Below are 20630 nucleotides of genomic sequence, written 5' to 3' on the forward strand. Positions count from 1 at the left end.
TGGAAAGCCCGCGTATCCGTTGCCTGCGCATCCTTTAGAATCGCTCCACCCTTCACCACACCGCCCGCGCCCCGTGCCCGCCGATCATCGCCTCGACCTGAACCTGTTTCGCGTGCTCGACGCCGTCTACGTGCATGGCGGCATCGGCGCGGCGGCCCGCGCGCTGCATCTCACGCAGCCGGCCGTCACGCATGCGCTCAACCGGCTGCGCGCGCATTTCGACGATCCGCTGTTCGTGCGCCAGGGCAACCGCGTTGTCGCAACCGAACGCACGCGTTCGATCATCACGGACGTGCAGTTGCACCTGAAGGGCCTGCAAGGCACCGCGCGCGCGCCGTCGGCATTCGATCCCGCGACGCTCGACCTGAGCATCGCGGTCGGCATTCGCGACGTGCTCGAATCGATCGCGCTGCCGCGGATCGTCGCCGCGTTCGCCGACGAAGCGCCGGGCCTGCGGCTCGTGAGCCGTCGCATCGCGGTAGCCGACATCGAACGCGAACTCGCATCGGGCAATCTCGACCTCGTCGTCGATCGCCGCGTGCCGACCGGCCCGCGCATCGCCACCGAACACCTGCTCGACGATTCGCTCGTCGTCGCACTGCGCAGCGATCATCCGCTTGCACGCGACCCGCTGCGGCGCGGCGACTATTTCGCGGCGCAGCATGTCGCGGTGTCGTCGCTCGGCGAGCCGCAATCGCTCGACGTGCTGCTCGGCAACGACGGCCGCTTTCGCGATATCCGGCTCACCTGCCAGCACTATTTCGCCGCATGCCAGATCGCTGCGACCGGCAACCTGCTGGTCACGCTGCCGTACACGTATGCGTTGCGGATGGCCGCGATGCTACCGATCGTCGTGCGGCCGCTGCCGTTGCGGCTCAAGCCGTTCCCGCTCCTCGCGTACTGGCACGAATCGCGCGACGCCGACCGCGCGCACCAGTGGGTACGCGAACGCATCGCCGCGCTCGTGCGCAGCAGCGCCGGCGGCGCCGACGCGTAGGCGCATCGCGCGCGCCGTTGCGATCGGGGCGGTATGCTGGCGGCTGCACGCCGCCACGCGGCGCCCGCTTCCCTCTTTCCGCTGACCGGAGACTTGCCATGTCGCTCATCCATGCCGCCGCCGTCCTCGACGCCGAGGCGCCCGACTACGTCGTCCAGCTGCAGGCCGGCACGCACGCGCTGACCGGCGACGAAGCACCACGCGAAGGTGGCCAGGATCGCGGGCCGGCGCCTTATGAATTCGTGCTGGCCGGCCTCGCGCAATGCACGGCCGCGACGCTGCGCATGTACATGCAGCGCAAGGCGTGGCCGGCTGCGCGCATCGACGTGCGCACCGAGCTGCATGCCGACCGCGAAGGCACGCAGTACGTGCGCCGTGTCGTGACGCACGACGGCCCGCTCGACGATGCGCAACGCCAGCGCCTCGCCGAAATCTGCGAAAAGACGCCGGTCACGCAGTTCATCAAGCGCGGCACGCGGATCGACACGACGTTGAGCTGACACGCAACGCATACGACACCCGATCGCCGCGCGAATCGCCGCGCCAAAAGAAACGGGGGGCCGCGCACGATGCGCGGCCCCCCGTTCGTCGAACCCGTCAGGCGCTTACAGTCCGAGCGCGGACAGGTCGAGCTTGCCGCCGTTCATCGGCGGGCACCAGAAATACGCGCCCGTCAGCGGCCGCGTGAAGCGGAACAGGCCGTCGACGATCCCGTCTTCCGCGCCGCTCATCCGGCGCATCTGCACGTCGAACGCGCGGAACGAGCAGCCGAACGCAACGAAGTAGAGGCCCGCGCGGCGCGCGTCCGACCACGGCGACGAACGGCGCAGCATGAACGCTTCGGGCTCGAAGCTTTCCTGCGCGGTGCGCTTCACGTGCGCGAACTCGGGTGCGTCGTCCAGTTCTTCGTTGTCCGAGCGGCGGCGCCCGATGATGTTGTCCATGTCGCCCGACGGAATGCGCTCCATCTGCTCGAAGTCGTGCAGCCATTGCTGGACCGCGACGAAGCTCGCACCGTCGAGCCCCGCGCCCTGCCCCGTCACGATCGCCGCGGCCACCGCTTCGTCGCCTTCCGGGTTTTCGGTGCCGTCCTCGTAGCCGGACAGGTCGCGATCGTTCGAATAGCGGAAACCGTCGACCGCATCCTGCAACGCGAACGCCGGCGCCAGCGCGCGTTCGATCGCCCGCGCGCGCAGCACGATCTCGCCGCGATCGTCGCCGCGCAGCCAGACCCACACGTCGGCCGGCGTCGCCGGCAGCGCACGATCCTTCACCGCGAACGCCGGGAATTCCGTCAGGCCCGGCACCGGGTGCCCGAGGTACGCCGCCAGCGCATGCCCGAACCCGGCGACCGTGTCGCGTCCGTCGACGATCTCGCGCAGCGCGGCCAGCGCCGCCGCCACATTGCCGTCGTTCGACATCGTGAAAGTGAGGTATCGGGCCGCCGTATCGATCGGGGTCAGGATGCCTTGCTGAACGTCGCTCATCGTTTCCTCAGGAATGTATCGTGGTGAATCTGCGAGGGCCGCGGCGCGGTGCGCCGCAAACGCTGAAGTGTAATCGATGCGTGTGCCGGCCCATGCGCTGTCGCACCGTGGAAGGGCCGCAAAGGAAGGGCCGAAACCCGGAATACTAACCGTATCGACGCTGCAACGCCGCATTCGTCAGACGTTGCAGCGCGCCCGGCACTGCTGATAGAATCTTTTCACGTCTTTTCGGCGTCCTTTCAACCGTTCACTTCAGGGGAGGTGCAGATGTTCCGAATGCCAGCAACCTTCCCGAACGTGGTCCCACGGCGCAGCTGATCCAGCCCGCCGTCCGCGCCGGCTCCCGAGTTTTCCGCTAACCCGTCAGCCGCGCCGTTTCCCGACAGCCCGTTTCGTTTCGCCGCACGGTTTCCGCGCGGCCCGGCTGTTGCGTTTTCGATGTTCGCCAAACCGGAAAGCCCCGTCGCGCGACGCGCCGGGCAACGATAAATGACCAGAAAAACCACCCATCAGGGCGGCCAGGCATTCCAGGCCGTCTTCGGCTTCACCTTCCGTTACTGGCGCAAGCAGCCGGCCCGCACCGCCACGGTCGCGAGCCTCGCGCTGCTCGCCGCGCTCGCCGACGTGCTCACACCGCTGTTCGCCGGCCGCCTCGTCGATGCGCTGTCGACCGGCCTGACCGACCGCGCCGCTGCGTGGCATGCGGCCCTCGTCGCGTTCGGCACGCTCGCCGCGCTCGGCCTCGGCGCGACGGTGCTGCGGCAAGGCGTCTACCTGAACATCATCACGCTCACGCTGAAAATGATGAGCGAGATCGCGGCCGCGTCGTTCCATCGCGTGCAGCGCTTCTCGACCGACTGGCACGCGAACAGCTTCGCGGGCTCGACCGTGCGCAAGATCACGCGCGGCATCTGGGCGCTCGACCTGCTGAACGACACCGTGCTGATCGCGCTGCTGCCGTCGGTCACGATGCTCGTCGGCGCAACCGTGCTGCTCGGCACGCACTGGCCCGTGATGGGGCTCGTCGTCGGCGCGGGTTCGCTGCTGTACATCACGGTGACGGTCGTGGTGTCGCTCGGCATCGTCGCGCCGGCCGCCCGGCTCGGCAACCTGTGGGATACGCGCATGGGCGGCGCGCTCGCCGATGCCGTGAGCTGCAACGCGGTCGTCAAGGCATTCGGCGCGGAAACACGCGAGGAAGCGCGGCTCGCCCGCGTGATCGGCAAGTGGCGGCAACGCACGCGCCGCACGTGGGTGCGCGGCACGTTCAACGGCGGGCTGCAGGGTGCGATGCTCGTCGCGATGCAGGCCGCGATGATCGGCGTCGCGCTGCGGCTGTGGGTGAACGACGAGGCGAGCGTCGGCGACATCGCGTTCGCGCTGACGATGTTCTTCATGCTGCAGGGCTACCTGCGCGACGTCGGCATGCACATCCGCAACCTGCAGCGCTCGGTGAACGACATGGAAGAACTCGTCGCGCTCGAACGCCAGCCGCTCGGCATCGACGATCGTCCCGGCGCGCCGGCGATCCGGATCGGGCAAGGCGAGATCCGCTTCGAGCACGTGACGTTCCGCTACGACAACCATCCGGTGCCGCTGTACGACGATTTCTCGATGCGAATCGCGCCGGGCGAACGCGTGGGCCTCGTCGGCCATTCCGGGTCGGGCAAGACGTCGTTCATCAAGCTGATCCAGCGCCTGTACGACGTGTCGGGCGGCCGCATCACGATCGACGGCCAGGACATCGCGCGGGTGCGGCAGGATTCGCTGCGCAGCCAGATCGCGATCGTCCAGCAGGAGCCCGTGCTGTTCCACCGCACGCTCGCGGAGAACATCGCGTATGCGCGCCCCGACGCGAGCCGGGCCGACATCGAGCGCGCCGCGCGGCTTGCCAGCGCGCACGACTTCATCGCCACGCTGCCGGACGGCTATGACACGCTCGTCGGCGAACGCGGGATCAAGCTGTCGGGTGGCGAACGCCAGCGGGTCGCGATCGCGCGCGCGTTCCTCGCCGATGCGCCGATCCTGATCCTCGACGAAGCCACGTCGAGCCTCGACAGCGAAAGCGAGCTGCTGATCCAGCAGGCGATGGAGCGGCTGATGGTCGGCCGCACGACGCTCGTGGTCGCGCACCGGCTGTCGACCGTGCGTGCGCTCGACCGGCTGCTGGTGCTCGAGCGCGGCAAGGTGATCGAGGAAGGCAGTCACGACGCGCTGATCCGTATCGACGGCGGCATCTATCGCCGGCTGTTCGAGCGGCAGGCGCTGGAGCTCGCGAAGGGGCTCGCCGATTCGCCGCGGCGCACCGCGGACGACGCCGCCGGGCCGCTCGACGAGCCTGCCGAGGTGTGACGCAAGCGTGTCGCGACGCGCGCTGGCGGTGCGGTCATCACCGCCGGCGCGCGTCGATAAACGGATCCGGATCGAGGCCGTGCCAGGTGCACGGCCTTTTTTACGTCCGCGCGTCACGCCTGCAGCCCTGACGCTGCGCGGCACGACGTGCCCTTTTCCGGTATCCCTTATCATGTCGACCAGGAAATTTGCGACTAGGGATCGATCATGTTTACAGGAATTGTCCAGGGTGTTGCCACCATCAAGACCATCGCCGACCACGGGGAACTGAGAACCTTCAGCATCGAATTCCCGGAGCGGTTTACCCACGACATCGAGATCGGCGCCAGCGTCTCGGTCGACGGTGTCTGCCTGACCGTGACGACCATCCATTCGCCGGAACTGATCGACTTCGACGTGATGCTGCCGAGCCTGAAGATCACCACGCTGGCCGACCTCGCGACGGGTGCCCACATCAACGTGGAGCGGGCCGCGAAGGACGGCGCGGAGATCGGCGGGCATCCACTGTCCGGCCATGTCGACTTCACCGGGACCATCCGGCACATCGCGACGTCCGAGCATAACCGGATGGTGCGCATCGGCGTGCCGGACGCATTCAAGCGGTACGTGTTCGCGAAGGGCTATATCGCGATCAACGGCTGCAGCCTGACGGTGTCCGACGTCAACCGCGACGAAGGCTGGTTCGACGTCTGGCTGATTCCCGAAACGCGACGCGCGACGACCTTCGATGCGAAGGGCGTCAACGACACGGTCAACATCGAGATCGAGCGCAGCACGCAGGTGGTCGTGGACACGATCCGGGAATCGGTCAAGGAAACACTCGGCGAACTGAACGGCGTCGTCACGGCGTTGCTGGCGGAAAAAGGCATCGATATCGAGGAACTGCTGGCGCGCCATGTCGCGCGGCTGCCGAAGCAGTGACGGATGCCGGCGTGCTAGGCCCTGTTCCACTCGCCCGCGACCGGACACGGATCGGGTTCACCCGATGACATCGACGCCACGATAAAGCGTTCGATGTCGCCCGCCACGTGTTCGGGCGTGCCGTCGCTCGCGAACCGCCTGCAGTTCAGGCGCATGAAGGCAGGAAACCGATCGCGGATCTTGCGCATTTCGTCGGCTTCATTCGCGTTCAGGTACGGCCGGGACATTTGCCGGGCCACGATCCGTTTCGCGCAGCGTTCGAGATCGAACGAAGGCAACAGGAGCGCGGTGAACCGGTCCTCCTCGATGTCACGGCGAAGTGCCGGATAAGCCGGCGCGACATCGTCCGGATACAGCATGAACCCGGACGACACCGCACAGATCGCGGGCGCCGGCACGTCGCGCCTGAGTTGCTCGTACAGCCGGACGTTGTGCGACGCATACTCGGCATAGCCGCGATCGCGGATGAAATCGGCAATGTTCCCGTGCGCCTCCAGGAAGCATCGGTCCACATCGACGAACCGCCAGTTCAGGCGCGCCGCGACGATCGCCCCGACCGTGGTCTTGCCGGCGCCGCCCGGCCCGATCAGATGGACCAGCAACGACACGCTCCCTCTCCCGCATCACATGCATCCCGCTCCCTGAGCCGCCACGACGAATCTGCTTTGCGCCCCCGTTTCATTCGGCTTCTGCCTGCGCGCCCTTCCCCACCGCCACACGCTGCGCACGATAAATCCCCGCGTGCCCGGAGAACAGATACGCGACGACACACGCGACGATCGCATACACGCCGATATCCGCGCCGAACAGCTCGATCGCCATGATCGTCGACGCGATCGGCGTGTTGGCCGCGCCGGCGAACACCGCGACGAAGCCGAGCCCCGCGAGCACGGGCACCGGCAGCGCCAGCACCTGGCCGAGCGCGTTGCCGAGCGTCGCGCCGATGTAGAACAGCGGCGTCACTTCGCCGCCCTTGAACCCCGACGCGAGCGTGACGACGGTGAACGCGAACTTGCCCGCGAAATCGTAGAGCGGCAGCGGGCCGTGGAACGCCGCTTCGATCGTCGGGATGCCGAGGCCGAGATACTGCGGCACGTTCAACGCGGTGGCGGCCGCGGCGACCAGCAGGCCGCCGAGCACCGGCTGCAGCGGCGCATAGCGGACGACGCGGCGGAACCACGCGGTCAGCGCATGCGTCGCAAACGCGAAGAGCCGCCCGACCACGCCGAACGCCATGCCCGCGACGACCGTCACGGCCAGCCCCGTCGCCGATACGGCCGGCACGAACGGAATCGCATAGGCCGTGTGATGCACGCCCCACGCGCGGCAGACGACGTCCGCGACGATCGCGGATGCGACACAGGTCAGCAGCGCGTCATAGCGCACGCGCCCGATCGCCAGCACCTCGAGCCCGAACACGGCGCCCGCGAGCGGCGTGCCGAACACCGATGCGAAACCGGCCGCGATGCCGCCCATCAGCAGCACGCGGCGATGTTCGCGATCGAGACGAAACACGTGCGTGATGCGATCGGCGAGCGCGCCGCCCATCTGCACGGCCGTGCCCTCGCGGCCGGCCGAGCCGCCGAACAGGTGCGTGACGACGGTCGCGACGAGCACGAGCGGCCCCATCCGTTTCGGCACGAGCGCCTTCGGGTCGTGAATCTCGTCGATCAGCAGGTTGTTGCCGCGCGCGACGGACTGGCCGAAGCGATGGTAGATCCAGCCGGTCGCGAAACCGGCCGCCGGCAGCCCCCACAGCAGCCACGGATGCGCAACGCGCGTGCCGGTGGCCCAGTCGAGCGCGATCAGGAACAGGGCGGAAGCCGTGCCGGCCAGCGCGCCGAGCAGGGCCGAGAGCGCGAGCCAGCGGCACACGTAGCGCACGGTCGCGAGAAGATCGGCAGAAGTCGTGAAGAACATGATTTCCAGATTCGACGGAACATCAAAACCTGGGCGGCAGAATACCGCATGGACGGCCTGCGACCTCCTGACGACCCAGGAACACGCAGGCATCATCAGCCGGGCTGACCGGCGGTTGAGGGCCGCACCGCGCGCGCAACGCGCCACGTACGACCGCAGGGAGGCATGCCATCTCCGCTGGCCGCCATTGTACGCGACGCCCCGCGCCGCCCGCAATGCGGCCGCCGGCGCAGCGGAACGGGACGGCGTCGCGCGCCCCTCGAGCGCCCCGTCAGTCGCGCAGCGGGCGTGTGATGCGCGAGATCAGCTGGGGGGCGATCCGTTCGAGCGGCAGGATCGCCGACGCCGCCCCGATCGCCGCGGCCGCCTTCGGCATCCCGTAGACGGCGCTCGTCGCCTCGTCCTGCGCGATCGTGTAGCAGCCCTTCGCGCGCATCGCCTTCAGGCCGAGCGCGCCGTCGCGCCCCATGCCCGTCAGCAGCACGCCGAACGCTTCGCCCTGCCAGCCGTCGGCGACGCTGTTGAAGAACACGTCGATCGACGGCCGGTACGGTGTCTCGACCGGATGCCGCGTATAGCCGAGCACGCCGCGCGGCGACAGGTACAGGTGATCGTTGGTCGCCGCGAGCAGCACCTCGCCGGACTGCGGCACGCTGCCCTGTCGCGCGACGCGCACCGGCAGCCGCGTATAGCCGTCGAGCCACTCGGCCATCCCGAGCGCGAACGCCTGGTCGACATGCTGGACGATCACGATGGCCGCCGGAAAATCGGCCGGCAGCGCGCGCAGCAGCGCGGTCAGCGCGGTCGGCCCGCCCGCCGACGCGCCGATCGCGACAAGCGTCGGCTGGCCGCGCTCGGGCGTCGGCCCCGGCGGCACGAGCGTCGTGGTGCGGCTTTCGAGCAGCCGGCCGATCTGGTCGATCTTCGCGAGCAGCGCCTGCGGCGACGCGTCGGCCGACAGCCCGAGCGCGAGCGTCGGCGTGTCGACCGCATCGAGCGCGCCTGCGCCCATCGCCTCGTAGACCGACGACGTGTTCGCGCTGACGCTCGCCGTCACGATCAGGATCGCGCACGGCGCGCGCGCCATGATCCGGCGCGTCGCCGCGACGCCGTCGACCTTCGGCATCACGAGATCCATCAGCACGAGATCGGGCGGATGCGCGACGCAGAAATCCACCGCCTCGTCGCCGTCGGTCGCGACCCACAGCACGCGGTGATCCGTGCGCAGCGCGATCACGCGGCGCAGCGCCTCCACGGCGAGCGGCAAGTCGTTGACGATACCGATGTTCATCCTCGCGCGTCCCCGATCAGGTCATGCACGGCGTCGAGCAACGCCTCGTCGTGGAAGCTGCTCTTCGCGAGGTAGTAGTCGGCGCCCGCATCGAGCCCGCGACGGCGATCCTCGTCGCGATCCTTGTACGACACGATCATCACCGGCACGCGCTTGAGCATCGGATCGCTCTTGATCAGCGTGACGAGCTCGATGCCGTCCATGCGCGGCATGTCGACGTCGGTGACGACGAGATCGAACGCATCGCTGCGCACCGCGTTCCAGCCTTCCATCCCGTCGACCGCGACCGTCACGTCGTAGCCGCGCTTTTCCAGCAGCTTGCGTTCGAGCTCGCGCACCGTCAGCGAATCGTCGACGACGAGCACGCGGCGGCGCCGGTCAGTCAGCGCGAGTTGCGGGTCACGCGTGAGTCGCGCGAGCTGCCCGCCGCGCACGAGCTTGTCGACCGAGCGGATCAGGTCCTCGACGTCGACGATCAGCACCGGGTCGCCGTTCTCGAGCAGCGCGCCGGCCGCGATGTTCTGGATCTTGTGCAGGCGGCTGTCGAGCGGCTGCACGACGAGCATCCGCTCGCCGAGGAAGCGGTCGACCGCGACGCCGTACAGCTCCGGCTCGGCGCCGACCACCACGACCGCCGTGCTCCCGCGAGCCGCGTCGGGCTCGCCCGCGTCGAGCAGCTGGTGGGCGGCGACGAGGCCCGCGCGCCGGCCGTCGAACGGGAAATGCGGCTGCCCTTCGAGCACGTCGATATCGTCGTGTGCGAGTTCGAGCGTGCGGCGCACGTGGGCGAGCGGGAACGCATACGGCTCGCCCCCGACCTCGACGAGCAGGCTGCGGATCACCGACAGCGTGAGCGGCAACTGCAGCACGAAGCGCATGCCCGCGCCCGGCTCGTTGAAGATCCGCACCGCGCCGCGCACGCCGCGCACCATCTCCTGCACCGCGTCGAGGCCGACGCCGCGGCCCGACACGTCGGTCACCGCATCGCGCATCGAGAAACCCGGCAGCAGCAGGAATTCGAGCAGCTCGGGATCGGACAGCCGCGCGGCCGTCTCGTCGTCCGTCAGGCGCTGGCGCACGACGGCCGCGCGCAGCGCGTCCATGTCGACACCCGGGCCGTCGTCGATCACGCTGACCAGCAGCGAGCCGGCACTGTGGCGCGCCTCCAGCGTCACGCTCGCCTCGGCCGGCTTGCCGCGGGCACGCCGCGCGTCCGGCGAATCGACGCCGTGGTCGATCGCGTTGCGCAGCAGGTGGCCAAGCGGCGCGTCGAGCAGGTCGAGGATGTCGCGGTCGACCTGCGTGCTCTCGCCGACGATCGAGAACCGCACCTGCTTGCCGAGCGAGCGCGCGAGATCGCGGACGATGCGCGGGTACGCACGCGTCGCGTCGCCGAACGGCCGCATCCGGCATTGCAGCGCCTCGTCGTACAGCTGCTCGGCGATATGCGTGCTGCGCCGCTCGAAGCGGTCGAATTCGTCCATGCGCTCGGCAAGCGAACGCTGCAGGTCGTTCAGCATGTGCCGCACTTCGTTCATCGACGCGAGCATGCCCGAGTCGAGATCGTCGGCGAATTGTTCGTACATCAAATCGAGCGAGCGGGCTGCGTCGCGCTGCGCGCGCTTCACGCGCAGCATCGATTCGGCGAACGGCTTGAGCCAGCGCGATTCGACCAGCGATTCGCCGGACAGGCTCAGCAGCCGGTTCAGCGTATCCGCGCGCACGCGGCGCATCGCGCCGGCGCCGGCCACGCGGCCGGCCTGGGCCGGATCGGGCACCGCGCCCGATACCGCAAGCGGTGGCACCGCGGCACCGGCCCCGACAGGCTCGTTCGCGGCACCGTCGTGCTCGCGATACGGCACGACCGACGGCGGCGCCGGCGGCGGGACGGCGCCCGGCGCCTGCATCGTCTGCGCGCCGTCGGCGCCTGTGAGCGCCGCCGCGAACACCTCGATCTCCGTCTGCGTCACGGGCTGCGCCTGCGGATCGCCGACGCGCACCAGCAAATCGACGCCCGCCAGCAGCACGTCGACGTGCGTGGCCGTCAGCGCGATCGTGCCGGCCTGCGCGGCGACGAAACACTCCTCCATCCGCCCCGCGATGTCGACGCCAAGCGGCACGCCGACGATGCGCGCGGCGCCCTTCAGCGAATGCGCGGCGCGCATGCAGGCCTCGAGCGCGACGGAATCGGGCTCGCCCGATTCGAGCGCGAGCAGCCGCTCGGACAGCGCCTGGGTCTGCGTGCGCGTTTCCTCGCGATACAGCTCGAGCAGCGACAGGTGGCTCAGGTCGTCATCGCCGCTCATCGCATGCTCCGTGTGACGGCGTCGAACAGGCGGTCGTCGTCGAGCAGGCCCACCGACTTGCCGCGCCACGACAGCACACCGCGCGACAGGCCGGCGCTCGCGCGCCCGACCGTTGCCGGCACCGGCACCCAGTCGGATGCGCCGAAGCGCAGCACGCCCTCGACTTCGTCGACCGGAAACACGACCGGATCGCCCTGGTGCGCGGCCACCAGCAGCCGCGTGAAGCGGCCATCGCCGCCGCCGGTGCCGCCCTTGCCGGCATCGAGGCCGAGCAGCGCGCCGATCGAGATCGCGATGCGCAGCGTGCCGCGGATGTTGACCACGCCGCGCACGGCCGAATTGCGGCGATACGGCAGCGAATGGATCGGACGCGTGCCGGCGATCTCGCGCAGCACGCCGATCGGCAGCGCGAGCCATTCGCCGGCCACGCGGAACGCCAGCGCCGCATGGCGCGTATCGGCGTCGGCGTCGTGCACGTGCGGCGCGCCGGGCGCGCTCATCCGGCGCGTGGTGTCGGCCATCTCGGCCCCGTCGAGCGGGCGCTCGAGCAGCTTCGCCGCGTGATACGCGTACACCGGGCAGTTCAGGCAGCGCAGGCAGTCGTTCAGCCGCTCGCACGTGCGGTCGCCGCGCGTGCCGATCCGGTTCCAGCAATCGTCGACGTCGATCGTCGTCTCGTCAATGGCAGCGGCGGCGCGGTTCATGAATTCCTCTGGTCATCGCTGTGTCGGTCCCCAACCCGTAGTCTTGTCAGCCGGCCGAGCGCCGTGCGCGCTCGAGCAGCCATTGCGCGCCCGCGCGATCGCCGCCGACGTCGAGCAGCGTCGCAAGATGGGTCAGCGCTTCGTGGTGCGTGGGCCGCAGGTACAACGCCTTCCGGTAGAAGTCGCCGGCTTCCGCGGCACGCCCGCGCGCATCCGCGATCAGCCCGTTCAGGTAGAACGCATCGGCATGCGGCCCGACGCGTGCCGAGAACTGCGCAAGCACGCGCTCGGCCTCGTCGAACGCGCCGGCATTCGCAAGCGCCTGCGCATCTTCCAGCGTCGGCGCGGCGCTTTCGGCAACCGGTGCGGCCGGTTCGACCGCCACTGCCGACAGGTCGGCCCGTGCGTCGAACGCGGCCGCGCGCATGGCGGGCGGCGGCACCGTGAACGGCTGACGCGCGTCGCCGAGCCAGGCCGGCGGCGCGACCGCCAGCACCGGGCGCGTCGCAGCGGGCGGCGCGACCGTGAAGCGCTCCGCGCGCCGGTACGGCGCCGTCGCCACGGACAGCGGCGCCGCCGGCCGGGCCGCGTATGCGTCGGACACCGCGGCGGCGGGCTCGCGATGAAACGCGAATGCCAGCGGCACGCGCGCCGAGCGCATCCCGTGCCGCATCGCGACGCCCGTTTCGGCCGGCCCGACGAACAGCATGCCGTCGTCGGCAAGACGCTCGTCGAGCGAGCGGATCACGCGATCCTGCGCGTCGCGATCGAAGTAGATCAGCACGTTGCGGCAGAACACGAAATCGTAGCGAATGCCCGTGTCCACAGCCGGTTCGACGAGGTTCGCCTGACTGAACTGCACGCATGCTCGCACGCGATCGTCGAGCAGCCAGCCATCGCGGGTCGGCGTGAAGTGCCGCGCACGAAACTCCGTCGCGGTGCCGCGGAACGCATTGCGCCCGTAGCAGCCGAGCCGGGCATGCTCGATCGCGCGCGCGCTGAGGTCGATCGCGTCGATCGTGAAACTGGCCGGGTCGAGCCCCGCGTCGAGCAGCGCCATCGCCGCCGAATACGGCTCCTCGCCCGTCGAGCACGGTGCGCTCAGCACGCGGATCACGCGCCCGGGCAGCGCGGCGAGCCGTTCGAGCGCGAGCCGCGCGAGCGTCGCGAAGGCCTCGCGGTCGCGGAAGAACCAGGTCTCGGGCACGACGAACAGCTCGATCAGCGCACGCCGCTCGTCGGCCGACGCGTTGAGCTGCTGCCAGTACGCGTCGAGCGCGTCCTGCGTCACGGGCGGCCGCGCCGCCGACGGCAGGCGCTCGCCGTCCGCCTGCAGCGCATGCACGCGCTCCGTCAGCGCGCGGGTCATGAAATCGTTGCCGAGCGAATCGGGGTCGATGCCGGTCTCGCGCAACAGCCAGCCGTGAAATCGCGATTCGGACTCTTTCATGCGAACTCTCCCCCATGGCCCGGCAGGCCGCCGTCGAACAGATACAGGCGTGCAACATCGTCGATCAGGTCGGCAACCGATACCTGCTGCACGACGCCATCGGGCGTGTTCGCGACGAGCCCGAGCCAGCGCGTGCGCGCGGTCGAGATGCCGCTCGCGCGAAACGCCGCGCGATCGATCCGCATCGTCTGCGTCGCGCGCTCGACGATCAGCCCGATCGTGCGCTCGCCGCCTGCCTCGTCGGCACGGTAGCGGACCATCACGAGCCGCGTCGAGCGCAGCGCATGCGCGCGGCGCCCGAGCGCCAGCATCGGCACGTCGATCACAGGCACCGGCTGGCCGCCGCGCATCAGCAGCCCGGCGATCCATTCGGGGGCGCCGGGCACGGCCTTCGTGACTGCGAGCGGCAGCACCTCGCCGATGCCGGCCGCGTCGAGCGCATAGCGTTCGCCGTCGAGTTCGAACATCAGGAACAGCGCGTGTGCGCCGTTCTGCGTATCGGCGCGCGTCACGCGTCGACCTTGAAGCGCGACACGCTGGTGCGCAACTGGTTCGCCACCAGCGTCAGGTCGTCGATCGCCTGCGACGACTGGCGCAGCGATTCGGCCGTCTGCTGCGCGGCCTCCGACAGCTGCGACAGCGCCTGCGTGATCTGCTCCGCGCCGTTCGCCTGCGTCTGCATCCCTTCGTTGACCATCTGGAAGCGCGGCGCGAGCGTCTGCACCTCGGCGATGATCTGCGAGAGCTGCCCGCCGACCTGCTGCACGTCGAGCATCCCGCGGCGCACTTCCTCGGAGAACTTGTCCATCCCCATCACGCCCGCCGACACCGCCGACTGGATTTCCTTCACCGTCTGCTCGATGTCGTAGGTCGCGACCGCCGTCTGGTCGGCGAGGCGGCGGATCTCGGTCGCGACGACCGCGAAGCCGCGGCCGTATTCGCCGGCTTTCTCGGCCTCGATCGCCGCGTTCAGCGACAGCAGGTTGGTCTGGTCGGCCACCTTGGTGATCGTCGCGACCACCTGGTTGATGTTCAGCGCCTTCTCGTTGAGGATCGCGAGCTTCGCGTTCACGGAACCGGCCGCGTCCATCACGCTGCGCATCGTCTCGCCCATCCGCGTGAGCCCGCTCTGGCTCACGCCCGCGAGCGTCGCCGACTGCTCGGCCACGCCGGCCACTTCGTTCATCGTGCGCACCAGGTCGCGCGAGGTCGCGAAGATTTCACGCGAGGTCGCGCCGATCTCGGTCGTCGTCGCCGCGGTTTCGTTCGCGGTCGCCTGCTGCTCGCGCGACGTCGCCGCGATCTCGGCGACCGACGTCGTCACCTGCAGCGACGACTGCTGCGCACGCGCAACGAGCTCGGTCAGTTCGTCGGCCATCCGGTTGAAGCCCGTCTCGAGCGTGCCGAATTCGTCGCGGCGGCGCAGGTCGAGGCGGCGCGTCAGGTTGCCGGTACGCATCACGTCGTGCACCTCGACGAGCCGCGCCATCGGTACCGTTACCGAACGGAACAGCATGTAGCCGAACCCCAGCGCGGACAGCAGCATGACCGCCAGTGCGGTCGCGAGCACCGCTTCGGTGTCCTGCACGGATTCGCGGATCAGCTTCGCCGACTGATCGGCGAACTTGCGGTTTTCCTGCACCAGGATATTCGCGTTGCGCACGACCTCGGCCCATGCGGGCTGCACCTTCGCATACGCGGCAACCGCATCGTCGCGCGATTGACGGTGCCGCTGCACCGCTTCGTTCAGCAGCGGCAGGTAGTGGTCGTAGGCGCCCCGGAAGGTCGCGAAGCGCTGCCGGTCGTCGTCGCGAAACATCGAGTTCTGGTACTCGACCGACAACGAATCGACGTCCTTCGCCGAATCGGCGATCTTCGCGAGATCGCGCTGGATGTTTTCGGAATCGGTCTCGACGAACGTCGCCTGCTGCAGCAGCATGAATGATTCATTCACCGCGCCGCGCAGCGACGACGCGAGGTAGACGCCTGGCAGTGAGTCGCGCTCGATGCTGACGGCTTCGCTGTTGATCGCGCGCAATCGCTCGTAGGACACGCCGGCTGTCACCAGCATCAGCACGAACAGCACGCCGAAGCTGAGCAGGATGCGATTGCCGAGCGTCAGCCGGGCAGCGCCGATCGTCGGATGCAGGCTTTCATTGGTCGCGCGGGGCGTCACGGTGGCCATGTTCGTTATGGGCTTTCTAAAATCAGCGTTGAAAAAATCCGCACCCGCCTGCGCGCCGGACGGCGCGCCACGAGCGCATCGGGGTCTGCGGGCAGCGCGGCGCCGGCAGGCCGCGCCGCGAAATCACCGCTCCGCTTGCGCCGGCAGCCGAAGCGCGACCATGAAGCCGCGCGCCGTATTGCGCATCAGGATCTGGCCGCGATGTCGTGCCGCCGTCGCGCGGACGAACGCGAGCCCGAGGCCGAAGCCGCCGCGTGCCGCGCCATGCGCGGATTCGAGCTGCACGAACGACTCGGTCGCGGCCGTGCGCTGCTCCGGCGCGATTCCCGAGCCGGTATCCTCGACGCCGATCAGCCATGCACCGTCCTCGCTGCTCAGCGAGCAGTGCACGTCCGTGCCGGCCGGGCCGTACTTCAGCCCGTTGTCGATCAGGTTCGCGACGGCGCGCGTCAGCATCATGCGGTCGCCCATCGTCACGCACTCGGTGTCGGGCACGTGCGCGGCGACCCGGCTGCCGAGCCCGGCCGCCTTCTCCCACAGCTGGTCGACGGCGTCGAGCACGATCTCGTTGAGACTCACGACCTCGTGTGCGCGGCGCTCGGACTGCGCGCGGGTCAGGTGGATGAAGCCGTCGGCAAGCGCGAGCGCGCGCCGTGCATGGCCGGCAATGCGCTCCATGATCGCCGGCATCTCGCCGTGCTCGGACCGGTAGACGTCGAGCAGCGCGAGGATCGAGGTCTGCGGCGAACGCATGTCGTGCGACAGGAAATCGAGCGCCTCGTCGCGCTGCCGGGACATCAGGTACGAATTCGAGTGATAGCGGATACGTGCGGCCAGCTCCATCGCGTCGGGGAGCTTCACCAGATAGTCGTTCGCGCCGGCGATGAACGCCTCGCGCTTGACGATCGGCTCCTCCTTCGCGGACAGCACAATGATCGGCACGCGAGCGGTGCCGGCGTCCGCACGCCACGCGCGGACGAGATCGAGGCCGTCGATCTCCGGCATCACGAGATCCTGCAGGATGACCGTCGGCTTCACGTCGCGCGCGACCGCCATCGCCCGGTGCGCGTCAGTGCACACGTGCAGGTCGATGTCGTGTTCGCTGCGCAGCGCGCGGCGGATCACCTCACCGACGAACGGTTGATCGTCGACGAGAAGAACCGACAACCCCGATTCAAGACAATCCGAGGCATTATCACCGCTCGATTCTTTCATAAATACAGTTTCAAACGCCGATTCTCCAATCGATTCTTTCATAGGAGTTGTTTATCAGACTTTGGACGCTATCTTAATTCGACGGTTGAAAAACCCGCCTGATTCCGCCGACTTGGCCTGTCAGCACCGCCTTGCAGGGCTCCGGACGCCGATTTCTCCCCGTTGGCGGCCGCATTACCTCCGCATCCTTTCTCTCAATAAACATAACCGGCTGATTCTAAATGAAATTAGAACACAGCATCTATCTCCTTCCGGTTTAGTTTTGCCAAATATGCAGAAAGAGACGGAATCAGTTAAATCAGATCATTTCCGGATTCGAAAGACGATAACGTTTGCGAGACCAGCGCCATAAGGTTTGCATGCGCTGCAAGGCTGGCTCCCCGTCGCATTTGGGGCCGGATGGAAATACGTCGAATCGGTGGGTGTGAGAAATGAAAAAAGCGCGCCGGGCAACGATCGCCCGTGCGCGCTTCGGGCCGGCTGGCACCGGCCGCTCGATGGCGGGATGCCGCTGGGGTGCTGCCTTACCCGCGCGCGTGCTGCGCGGACACTTCCTGCAGGTCGAGGTCGCGTTCGAGCGCGTGCAGCATTTCGTCGTGGATGCGCCCCGATCGGTGCAGGCGCAACAATTCCACGCGTCCGGCCTTGATCGCGGCCAGCACGACGTCGTAGTGCGCGGTACGCACTTCTGCCGGGTATGCCGGCTCGTCCTTCGCCCGCTCGGTCAATTCCGCGCGATACGTGTACTGCTCGAGCAGGCGCGGATGGATCACGACCCCGTTCTCGTCGCGTACGAGCGGCTGGATCGCCGCGAGTTGCGCAGCCTCGACGTACGCCCACGTCTGCGGCTCGGTCAGGTGATGCGCCGCGCGTTCTTCACGCTGCGGCAGGCGCAGCAGCCGGATCAACGGCCCGATCGTCGTGCCCTGCAGCAGCACGGTGACGAGGATCACCGCGAACGACGCGACCAGGATCACGTCGCGGCCGGGCATCGCCTCGGGCAGCGACAGCGCGATCGCCAGCGTGACGACGCCGCGCATCCCGGCCCAGCTCATGATTGTCGCGGCCTTCCAGTCGGGCGCTTCGCCGCGCCGCGCGATCCCGCGCACCGGCCACTTCAGCATCTCGACCGCGTAGATCCACACGAAGCGCGACACGATCACCGCCGCCAGCACCGCGAGCATCGGCGGCACCATCGTGGCAAGCACCTGCTCGAAGCCGCCGAGCCGGTGGATCGCGCCGCGCAGCGACAGCCCGATCAGCACGAACACCATCGCTTCGAGCAGGAACACGATGACCTGCCAGAACGCGGTGCCGCGCGTGCGCACGGCCGCCGAGAACACCTCGTGCTGATGCCAGCCGATGATCATGCCGGCCGTGACGGTGGCGATCACGCCGGACACCTCGACCATTTCGCCCGCGATATAGGCGATCCAGCCGGCAATCACCGCGACGGTGATCACGAGATAGTCGTCGTCGAGCTGCTTCAGGAACCACACGACGAGCTTGCCGACCGCGAAGCCGATCGCCACGCCGCCGAGCCCGAGCTCCGCGAAGCGCACGACCGCGTGCTCGACGCTGAACGCGCCGGTGAGTGCCGCCGCGACCGCGAAGCGAAACAGCACGAGGCCCGCCGCATCGTTCAGCAAGCTCTCGCCTTCGAGCAGCACCATCAGCCGGCGCGGCAGCGCGACGCGTTCGAGCACGGCCTTCGCGGCAACGGCGTCGGGCGGCGACACGATCGCGCCGAGCGCGAAGCACGCGGCCCACGGCAGTGACGGCGCCACCCAGTGCACGGCGAAGCCGACCGCGAACGTCGTGAACACGACCGCACCGATCGCCAGCAGCAGGATGCCGCCGACGTTGCGCTTGAACTCCTCCCACACCGAGAAGTACGCGCCATCCATCAGCAGCGGCGGCAGGAACACCAGCAGCACCAGTTCGGGATCGAGATTGATCGGCGGCAGGCCGGGGATGAACGCGATGCCGATGCCGCCGACCAGCAGCGCGGCCGCGGGCGGCAACCGCAGCCGCTTGGCGAGGCATTCGAGCGCGACGATCGCGAGGAATGACAACAAAACCAGCTTGAATGCCGAGACGGGAGACATGAATCGACCTCGTGAAGAATGAATTCGCGCGTTCCGGCGTCGTACCCCGGTCGGCAGTTTCGCGCGATTACATCACGAGGCGAGTGCCGCAGTCGAGCGCGTTCTGGCGGCCCGCCACGCGGTGCGGGCACGATGCAAGCCCGGCGCCGGCCCGCTGCGCGCAACGCCATGAAAAACGGCACGCGGGCCGGCCCGATCGCCTGCCCGCGTGCCGTCGCGGCACCGCGCTGCCCGCCCCGCGTTACCGGCGCCGCACGACCATCAGCCGCGGCTCGGTCATGTCCTCGATCGCGTAGCGGATCCCTTCGCGGCCGAGGCCCGAATCCTTCACGCCACCGTACGGCATGTTGTCGACGCGGAACGACGGCACGTCGTTGATCACGACGCCGCCGACCTCCAGCTCGTCCCACGCGCGCTGCGCATGCGTGAGCGAATCGGTGAACACGCCGGCCTGCAGCCCGAAGTCGCTGTCGTTGACGCGCGCGAGCGCATCGTCGAACCGGTCGAACTTCTCGAGGATCGCAACGGGGCCGAACGCCTCCTTCCGGTAGAGGTCCTGCTCGTGCCCGACGTCTTCCAGCAGCGTCGCCTCGAACATCGCACCGTCGACCTTGCCGCCCGCGACGATCTTCGCGCCCGACGCGACGGCCGCGTCCATCCATCCCGACAGCCGGCGCGATTCGGATTCGGAAATCATCGGGCCGACGAACGTCGACGGATCCTTCGGATCGCCCATCTTCAGCGATCGCGTCTTCGCGATCAGCTTCTCGCGCAGCGCGTCGTACAGGTCGGCATGCACGAGGATCCGCTGCACGCCGATGCAGCTCTGGCCCGACTGGTAATACGCGCCGAACGCGAGACGCTCGACCACGTAGTCGAGCCGGTCGCGTTGATCCGCATCGACGATCGCGGCCGCGTTGCCGCCGAGCTCCAGCACGACTTTCTTCTTGCCGGCCTTCTCCTTCAGCGCCCAGCCGACCGCCGGCGAGCCCGTGAACGACAACAGCTTGAAACGCTCGTCGGTCGTGAACAGGTCGGCGCCGTCGCGATGCGCGGGCAGCACCGAGAACGCGCCCTTCGGCAAATCGGTTTCCGCGAGTACCTCGCCGATGATCAGCGCGCCGATCGGCGTGCGGCTCGCAGGCTTCAGCACGAACGGACAGCCGGCCGCGAGCGCGGGCGCAACCTTGTGCGCGGCGAGGTTCAGCGGAAAGTTGAACGGCGAGATGAACGAGCACGGGCCGACCGGCACGCGCTTCACGTACCCCGTATAACCCTGCGCTCGCGCGGAGATTTCGAGGTTGACGATCTCGCCGTCGATGCGCACCGATTCCTCGGCGGCCACGCGGAACGTGTCGATCAGCCGCGTCACTTCGCCCTTCGAATCGTTGATCGGCTTGCCGGCCTCGATGCACAGTGCCTCGGCCAGTTCGTCGAAGCGTTCGCGAAAACGGGCGACGCAATGGTCGAGCACGGCCTGCCGCTTGTAGGCCGGCAGCTCGCGCATCGGCTTCGCGGCGTCGACTGCCGCGCCGATCGCCGCGTCGATGGCCTTCGCATCGGCCAGCGCGACGCGCGTCGCGACCTTGCCGCTGAACTTGTCCGTCACTTCCAGATCGGTGTTCGCGTAAACCGCCTCGTTGGCGAGGTAATACGGGTAGGCTTCCTTCAACATGGAACGACTCCTTCCTGTG

16 protein-coding genes and 1 riboswitch are annotated in these 20630 nt (G+C 68.6%); of the genes, 4 read left to right on the forward strand and 12 right to left on the reverse strand.

Annotated features, from left to right (window positions below):
- Positions 1–73 precede the first annotated feature (73 nt).
- Together HAV18_RS07195 and HAV18_RS07200 are read left to right on the forward strand one after the other, a co-directional pair.
- Positions 74–997, forward strand: a complete 924-nt coding sequence (locus HAV18_RS07195) for a LysR family transcriptional regulator (RefSeq protein ID WP_166954260.1) — start codon at positions 74–76, stop codon at positions 995–997.
- Between the two features lie 98 nt (positions 998–1095).
- Positions 1096–1497, forward strand: a complete 402-nt coding sequence (locus HAV18_RS07200; protein ID WP_166954262.1) for an OsmC family protein — start codon at positions 1096–1098, stop codon at positions 1495–1497.
- A 105-nt stretch (positions 1498–1602) separates the two neighbouring features.
- Here HAV18_RS07200 and HAV18_RS07205 read toward each other — a convergent pair whose 3' ends face one another.
- Entirely contained in the window at positions 1603–2484 is an 882-nt protein-coding gene (locus tag HAV18_RS07205) for a Dyp-type peroxidase (RefSeq protein ID WP_166954264.1), read from the reverse strand.
- Between the two features lie 489 nt (positions 2485–2973).
- On the opposite strand from HAV18_RS07205, the gene HAV18_RS07210 reads away from it, so the two are divergent.
- Both HAV18_RS07210 and HAV18_RS07215 read left to right on the forward strand, forming a co-directional pair.
- A complete protein-coding gene (locus tag HAV18_RS07210) occupies positions 2974–4836 on the forward strand; it encodes an ABC transporter ATP-binding protein (RefSeq protein WP_166954266.1) in 1863 nt (620 codons plus the stop codon).
- Positions 4837–5043: 207 nt separating this feature from the next.
- The gene (locus HAV18_RS07215; protein WP_166954268.1) at positions 5044–5757 is read left to right on the forward strand and encodes a riboflavin synthase subunit alpha; all 714 of its coding nucleotides are present in this window, start codon (positions 5044–5046) and stop codon (positions 5755–5757) included.
- Between the two features lie 14 nt (positions 5758–5771).
- Here HAV18_RS07215 and HAV18_RS07220 read toward each other — a convergent pair whose 3' ends face one another.
- The 11 genes from HAV18_RS07220 to HAV18_RS07270 all read right to left on the reverse strand — a co-directional run bounded on the left by HAV18_RS07220 (position 5772) and on the right by HAV18_RS07270 (position 20611).
- On the reverse strand, positions 5772–6365 hold the full coding sequence (locus HAV18_RS07220) for a shikimate kinase (protein WP_166954270.1): 594 nt from the start codon (positions 6363–6365) through the stop codon (positions 5772–5774).
- 70 nt (positions 6366–6435) lie between these two features.
- A complete protein-coding gene (locus HAV18_RS07225) occupies positions 6436–7677 on the reverse strand; it encodes a voltage-gated chloride channel family protein (protein ID WP_166954272.1) in 1242 nt (413 codons plus the stop codon).
- A gap of 79 nt (positions 7678–7756) precedes the next feature.
- Positions 7757–7862: riboswitch (Fluoride riboswitch) on the reverse strand.
- An 86-nt stretch (positions 7863–7948) separates the two neighbouring features.
- Positions 7949–8968, reverse strand: coding sequence for a chemotaxis response regulator protein-glutamate methylesterase (locus tag HAV18_RS07230; protein WP_166954274.1), 1020 nt, complete (start codon positions 8966–8968; stop codon positions 7949–7951).
- Positions 8965–11274, reverse strand: a complete 2310-nt coding sequence (locus tag HAV18_RS07235; RefSeq protein WP_166954276.1) for a hybrid sensor histidine kinase/response regulator — start codon at positions 11272–11274, stop codon at positions 8965–8967. Before HAV18_RS07235 ends, HAV18_RS07230 begins: the two co-directional genes overlap by 4 nt.
- Positions 11271–11978, reverse strand: a complete 708-nt coding sequence (locus HAV18_RS07240) for a chemotaxis protein CheW (RefSeq protein WP_166954278.1) — start codon at positions 11976–11978, stop codon at positions 11271–11273. Before HAV18_RS07240 ends, HAV18_RS07235 begins: the two co-directional genes overlap by 4 nt.
- Positions 11979–12024: 46 nt before the next feature.
- A complete protein-coding gene (locus HAV18_RS07245) occupies positions 12025–13428 on the reverse strand; it encodes a protein-glutamate O-methyltransferase CheR (protein WP_166954280.1) in 1404 nt (467 codons plus the stop codon).
- Positions 13425–13940 (reverse strand): chemotaxis protein CheW, encoded by a 516-nt coding sequence (locus HAV18_RS07250; RefSeq protein ID WP_166954282.1) that lies wholly within the window; start codon positions 13938–13940, stop codon positions 13425–13427. Before HAV18_RS07250 ends, HAV18_RS07245 begins: the two co-directional genes overlap by 4 nt.
- A complete protein-coding gene (locus HAV18_RS07255) occupies positions 13937–15613 on the reverse strand; it encodes a methyl-accepting chemotaxis protein (protein WP_166954284.1) in 1677 nt (558 codons plus the stop codon). The genes HAV18_RS07250 and HAV18_RS07255 overlap by 4 nt, the downstream gene beginning before the upstream one ends.
- Before the next feature lie 123 nt (positions 15614–15736).
- Positions 15737–16870, reverse strand: coding sequence for a hybrid sensor histidine kinase/response regulator (locus HAV18_RS07260; RefSeq protein ID WP_166954286.1), 1134 nt, complete (start codon positions 16868–16870; stop codon positions 15737–15739).
- 482 nt (positions 16871–17352) lie between these two features.
- The gene (locus tag HAV18_RS07265) at positions 17353–18936 is read right to left on the reverse strand and encodes a Na+/H+ antiporter (protein ID WP_166954288.1); all 1584 of its coding nucleotides are present in this window, start codon (positions 18934–18936) and stop codon (positions 17353–17355) included.
- Between the two features lie 241 nt (positions 18937–19177).
- A complete protein-coding gene (locus HAV18_RS07270; RefSeq protein WP_166954290.1) occupies positions 19178–20611 on the reverse strand; it encodes an aldehyde dehydrogenase family protein in 1434 nt (477 codons plus the stop codon).
- Between the last annotated feature and the right edge of the window lie 19 nt (positions 20612–20630).

Origin of the sequence: Burkholderia sp. D-99, assembly GCF_011605345.1 — a bacterium.
Lineage (GTDB): Bacteria > Pseudomonadota > Gammaproteobacteria > Burkholderiales > Burkholderiaceae > Burkholderia.

What these genes read in the sequence shown, in the direction of transcription:
- HAV18_RS07200 (WP_166954262.1), top strand. Translation starts at nt 1,096, where the DNA reads ATGTCGCTCATCCATGCCGCCGCCGTCCTCGACGCCGAGGCGCCCGAC.
- HAV18_RS07270 (WP_166954290.1), bottom strand. Translation starts at nt 20,611, where the DNA reads ATGTTGAAGGAAGCCTACCCGTATTACCTCGCCAACGAGGCGGTTTAC.
- HAV18_RS07265 (WP_166954288.1), bottom strand. Translation starts at nt 18,936, where the DNA reads ATGTCTCCCGTCTCGGCATTCAAGCTGGTTTTGTTGTCATTCCTCGCG.
- HAV18_RS07255 (WP_166954284.1), bottom strand. Translation starts at nt 15,613, where the DNA reads ATGGCCACCGTGACGCCCCGCGCGACCAATGAAAGCCTGCATCCGACG.
- HAV18_RS07260 (WP_166954286.1), bottom strand. Translation starts at nt 16,870, where the DNA reads ATGAAAGAATCGATTGGAGAATCGGCGTTTGAAACTGTATTTATGAAA.
- HAV18_RS07230 (WP_166954274.1), bottom strand. Translation starts at nt 8,968, where the DNA reads ATGAACATCGGTATCGTCAACGACTTGCCGCTCGCCGTGGAGGCGCTG.
- HAV18_RS07235 (WP_166954276.1), bottom strand. Translation starts at nt 11,274, where the DNA reads ATGAGCGGCGATGACGACCTGAGCCACCTGTCGCTGCTCGAGCTGTAT.
- HAV18_RS07240 (WP_166954278.1), bottom strand. Translation starts at nt 11,978, where the DNA reads ATGAACCGCGCCGCCGCTGCCATTGACGAGACGACGATCGACGTCGAC.
- HAV18_RS07215 (WP_166954268.1), top strand. Translation starts at nt 5,044, where the DNA reads ATGTTTACAGGAATTGTCCAGGGTGTTGCCACCATCAAGACCATCGCC.
- HAV18_RS07225 (WP_166954272.1), bottom strand. Translation starts at nt 7,677, where the DNA reads ATGTTCTTCACGACTTCTGCCGATCTTCTCGCGACCGTGCGCTACGTG.
- HAV18_RS07245 (WP_166954280.1), bottom strand. Translation starts at nt 13,428, where the DNA reads ATGAAAGAGTCCGAATCGCGATTTCACGGCTGGCTGTTGCGCGAGACC.
- HAV18_RS07205 (WP_166954264.1), bottom strand. Translation starts at nt 2,484, where the DNA reads ATGAGCGACGTTCAGCAAGGCATCCTGACCCCGATCGATACGGCGGCC.
- HAV18_RS07210 (WP_166954266.1), top strand. Translation starts at nt 2,974, where the DNA reads ATGACCAGAAAAACCACCCATCAGGGCGGCCAGGCATTCCAGGCCGTC.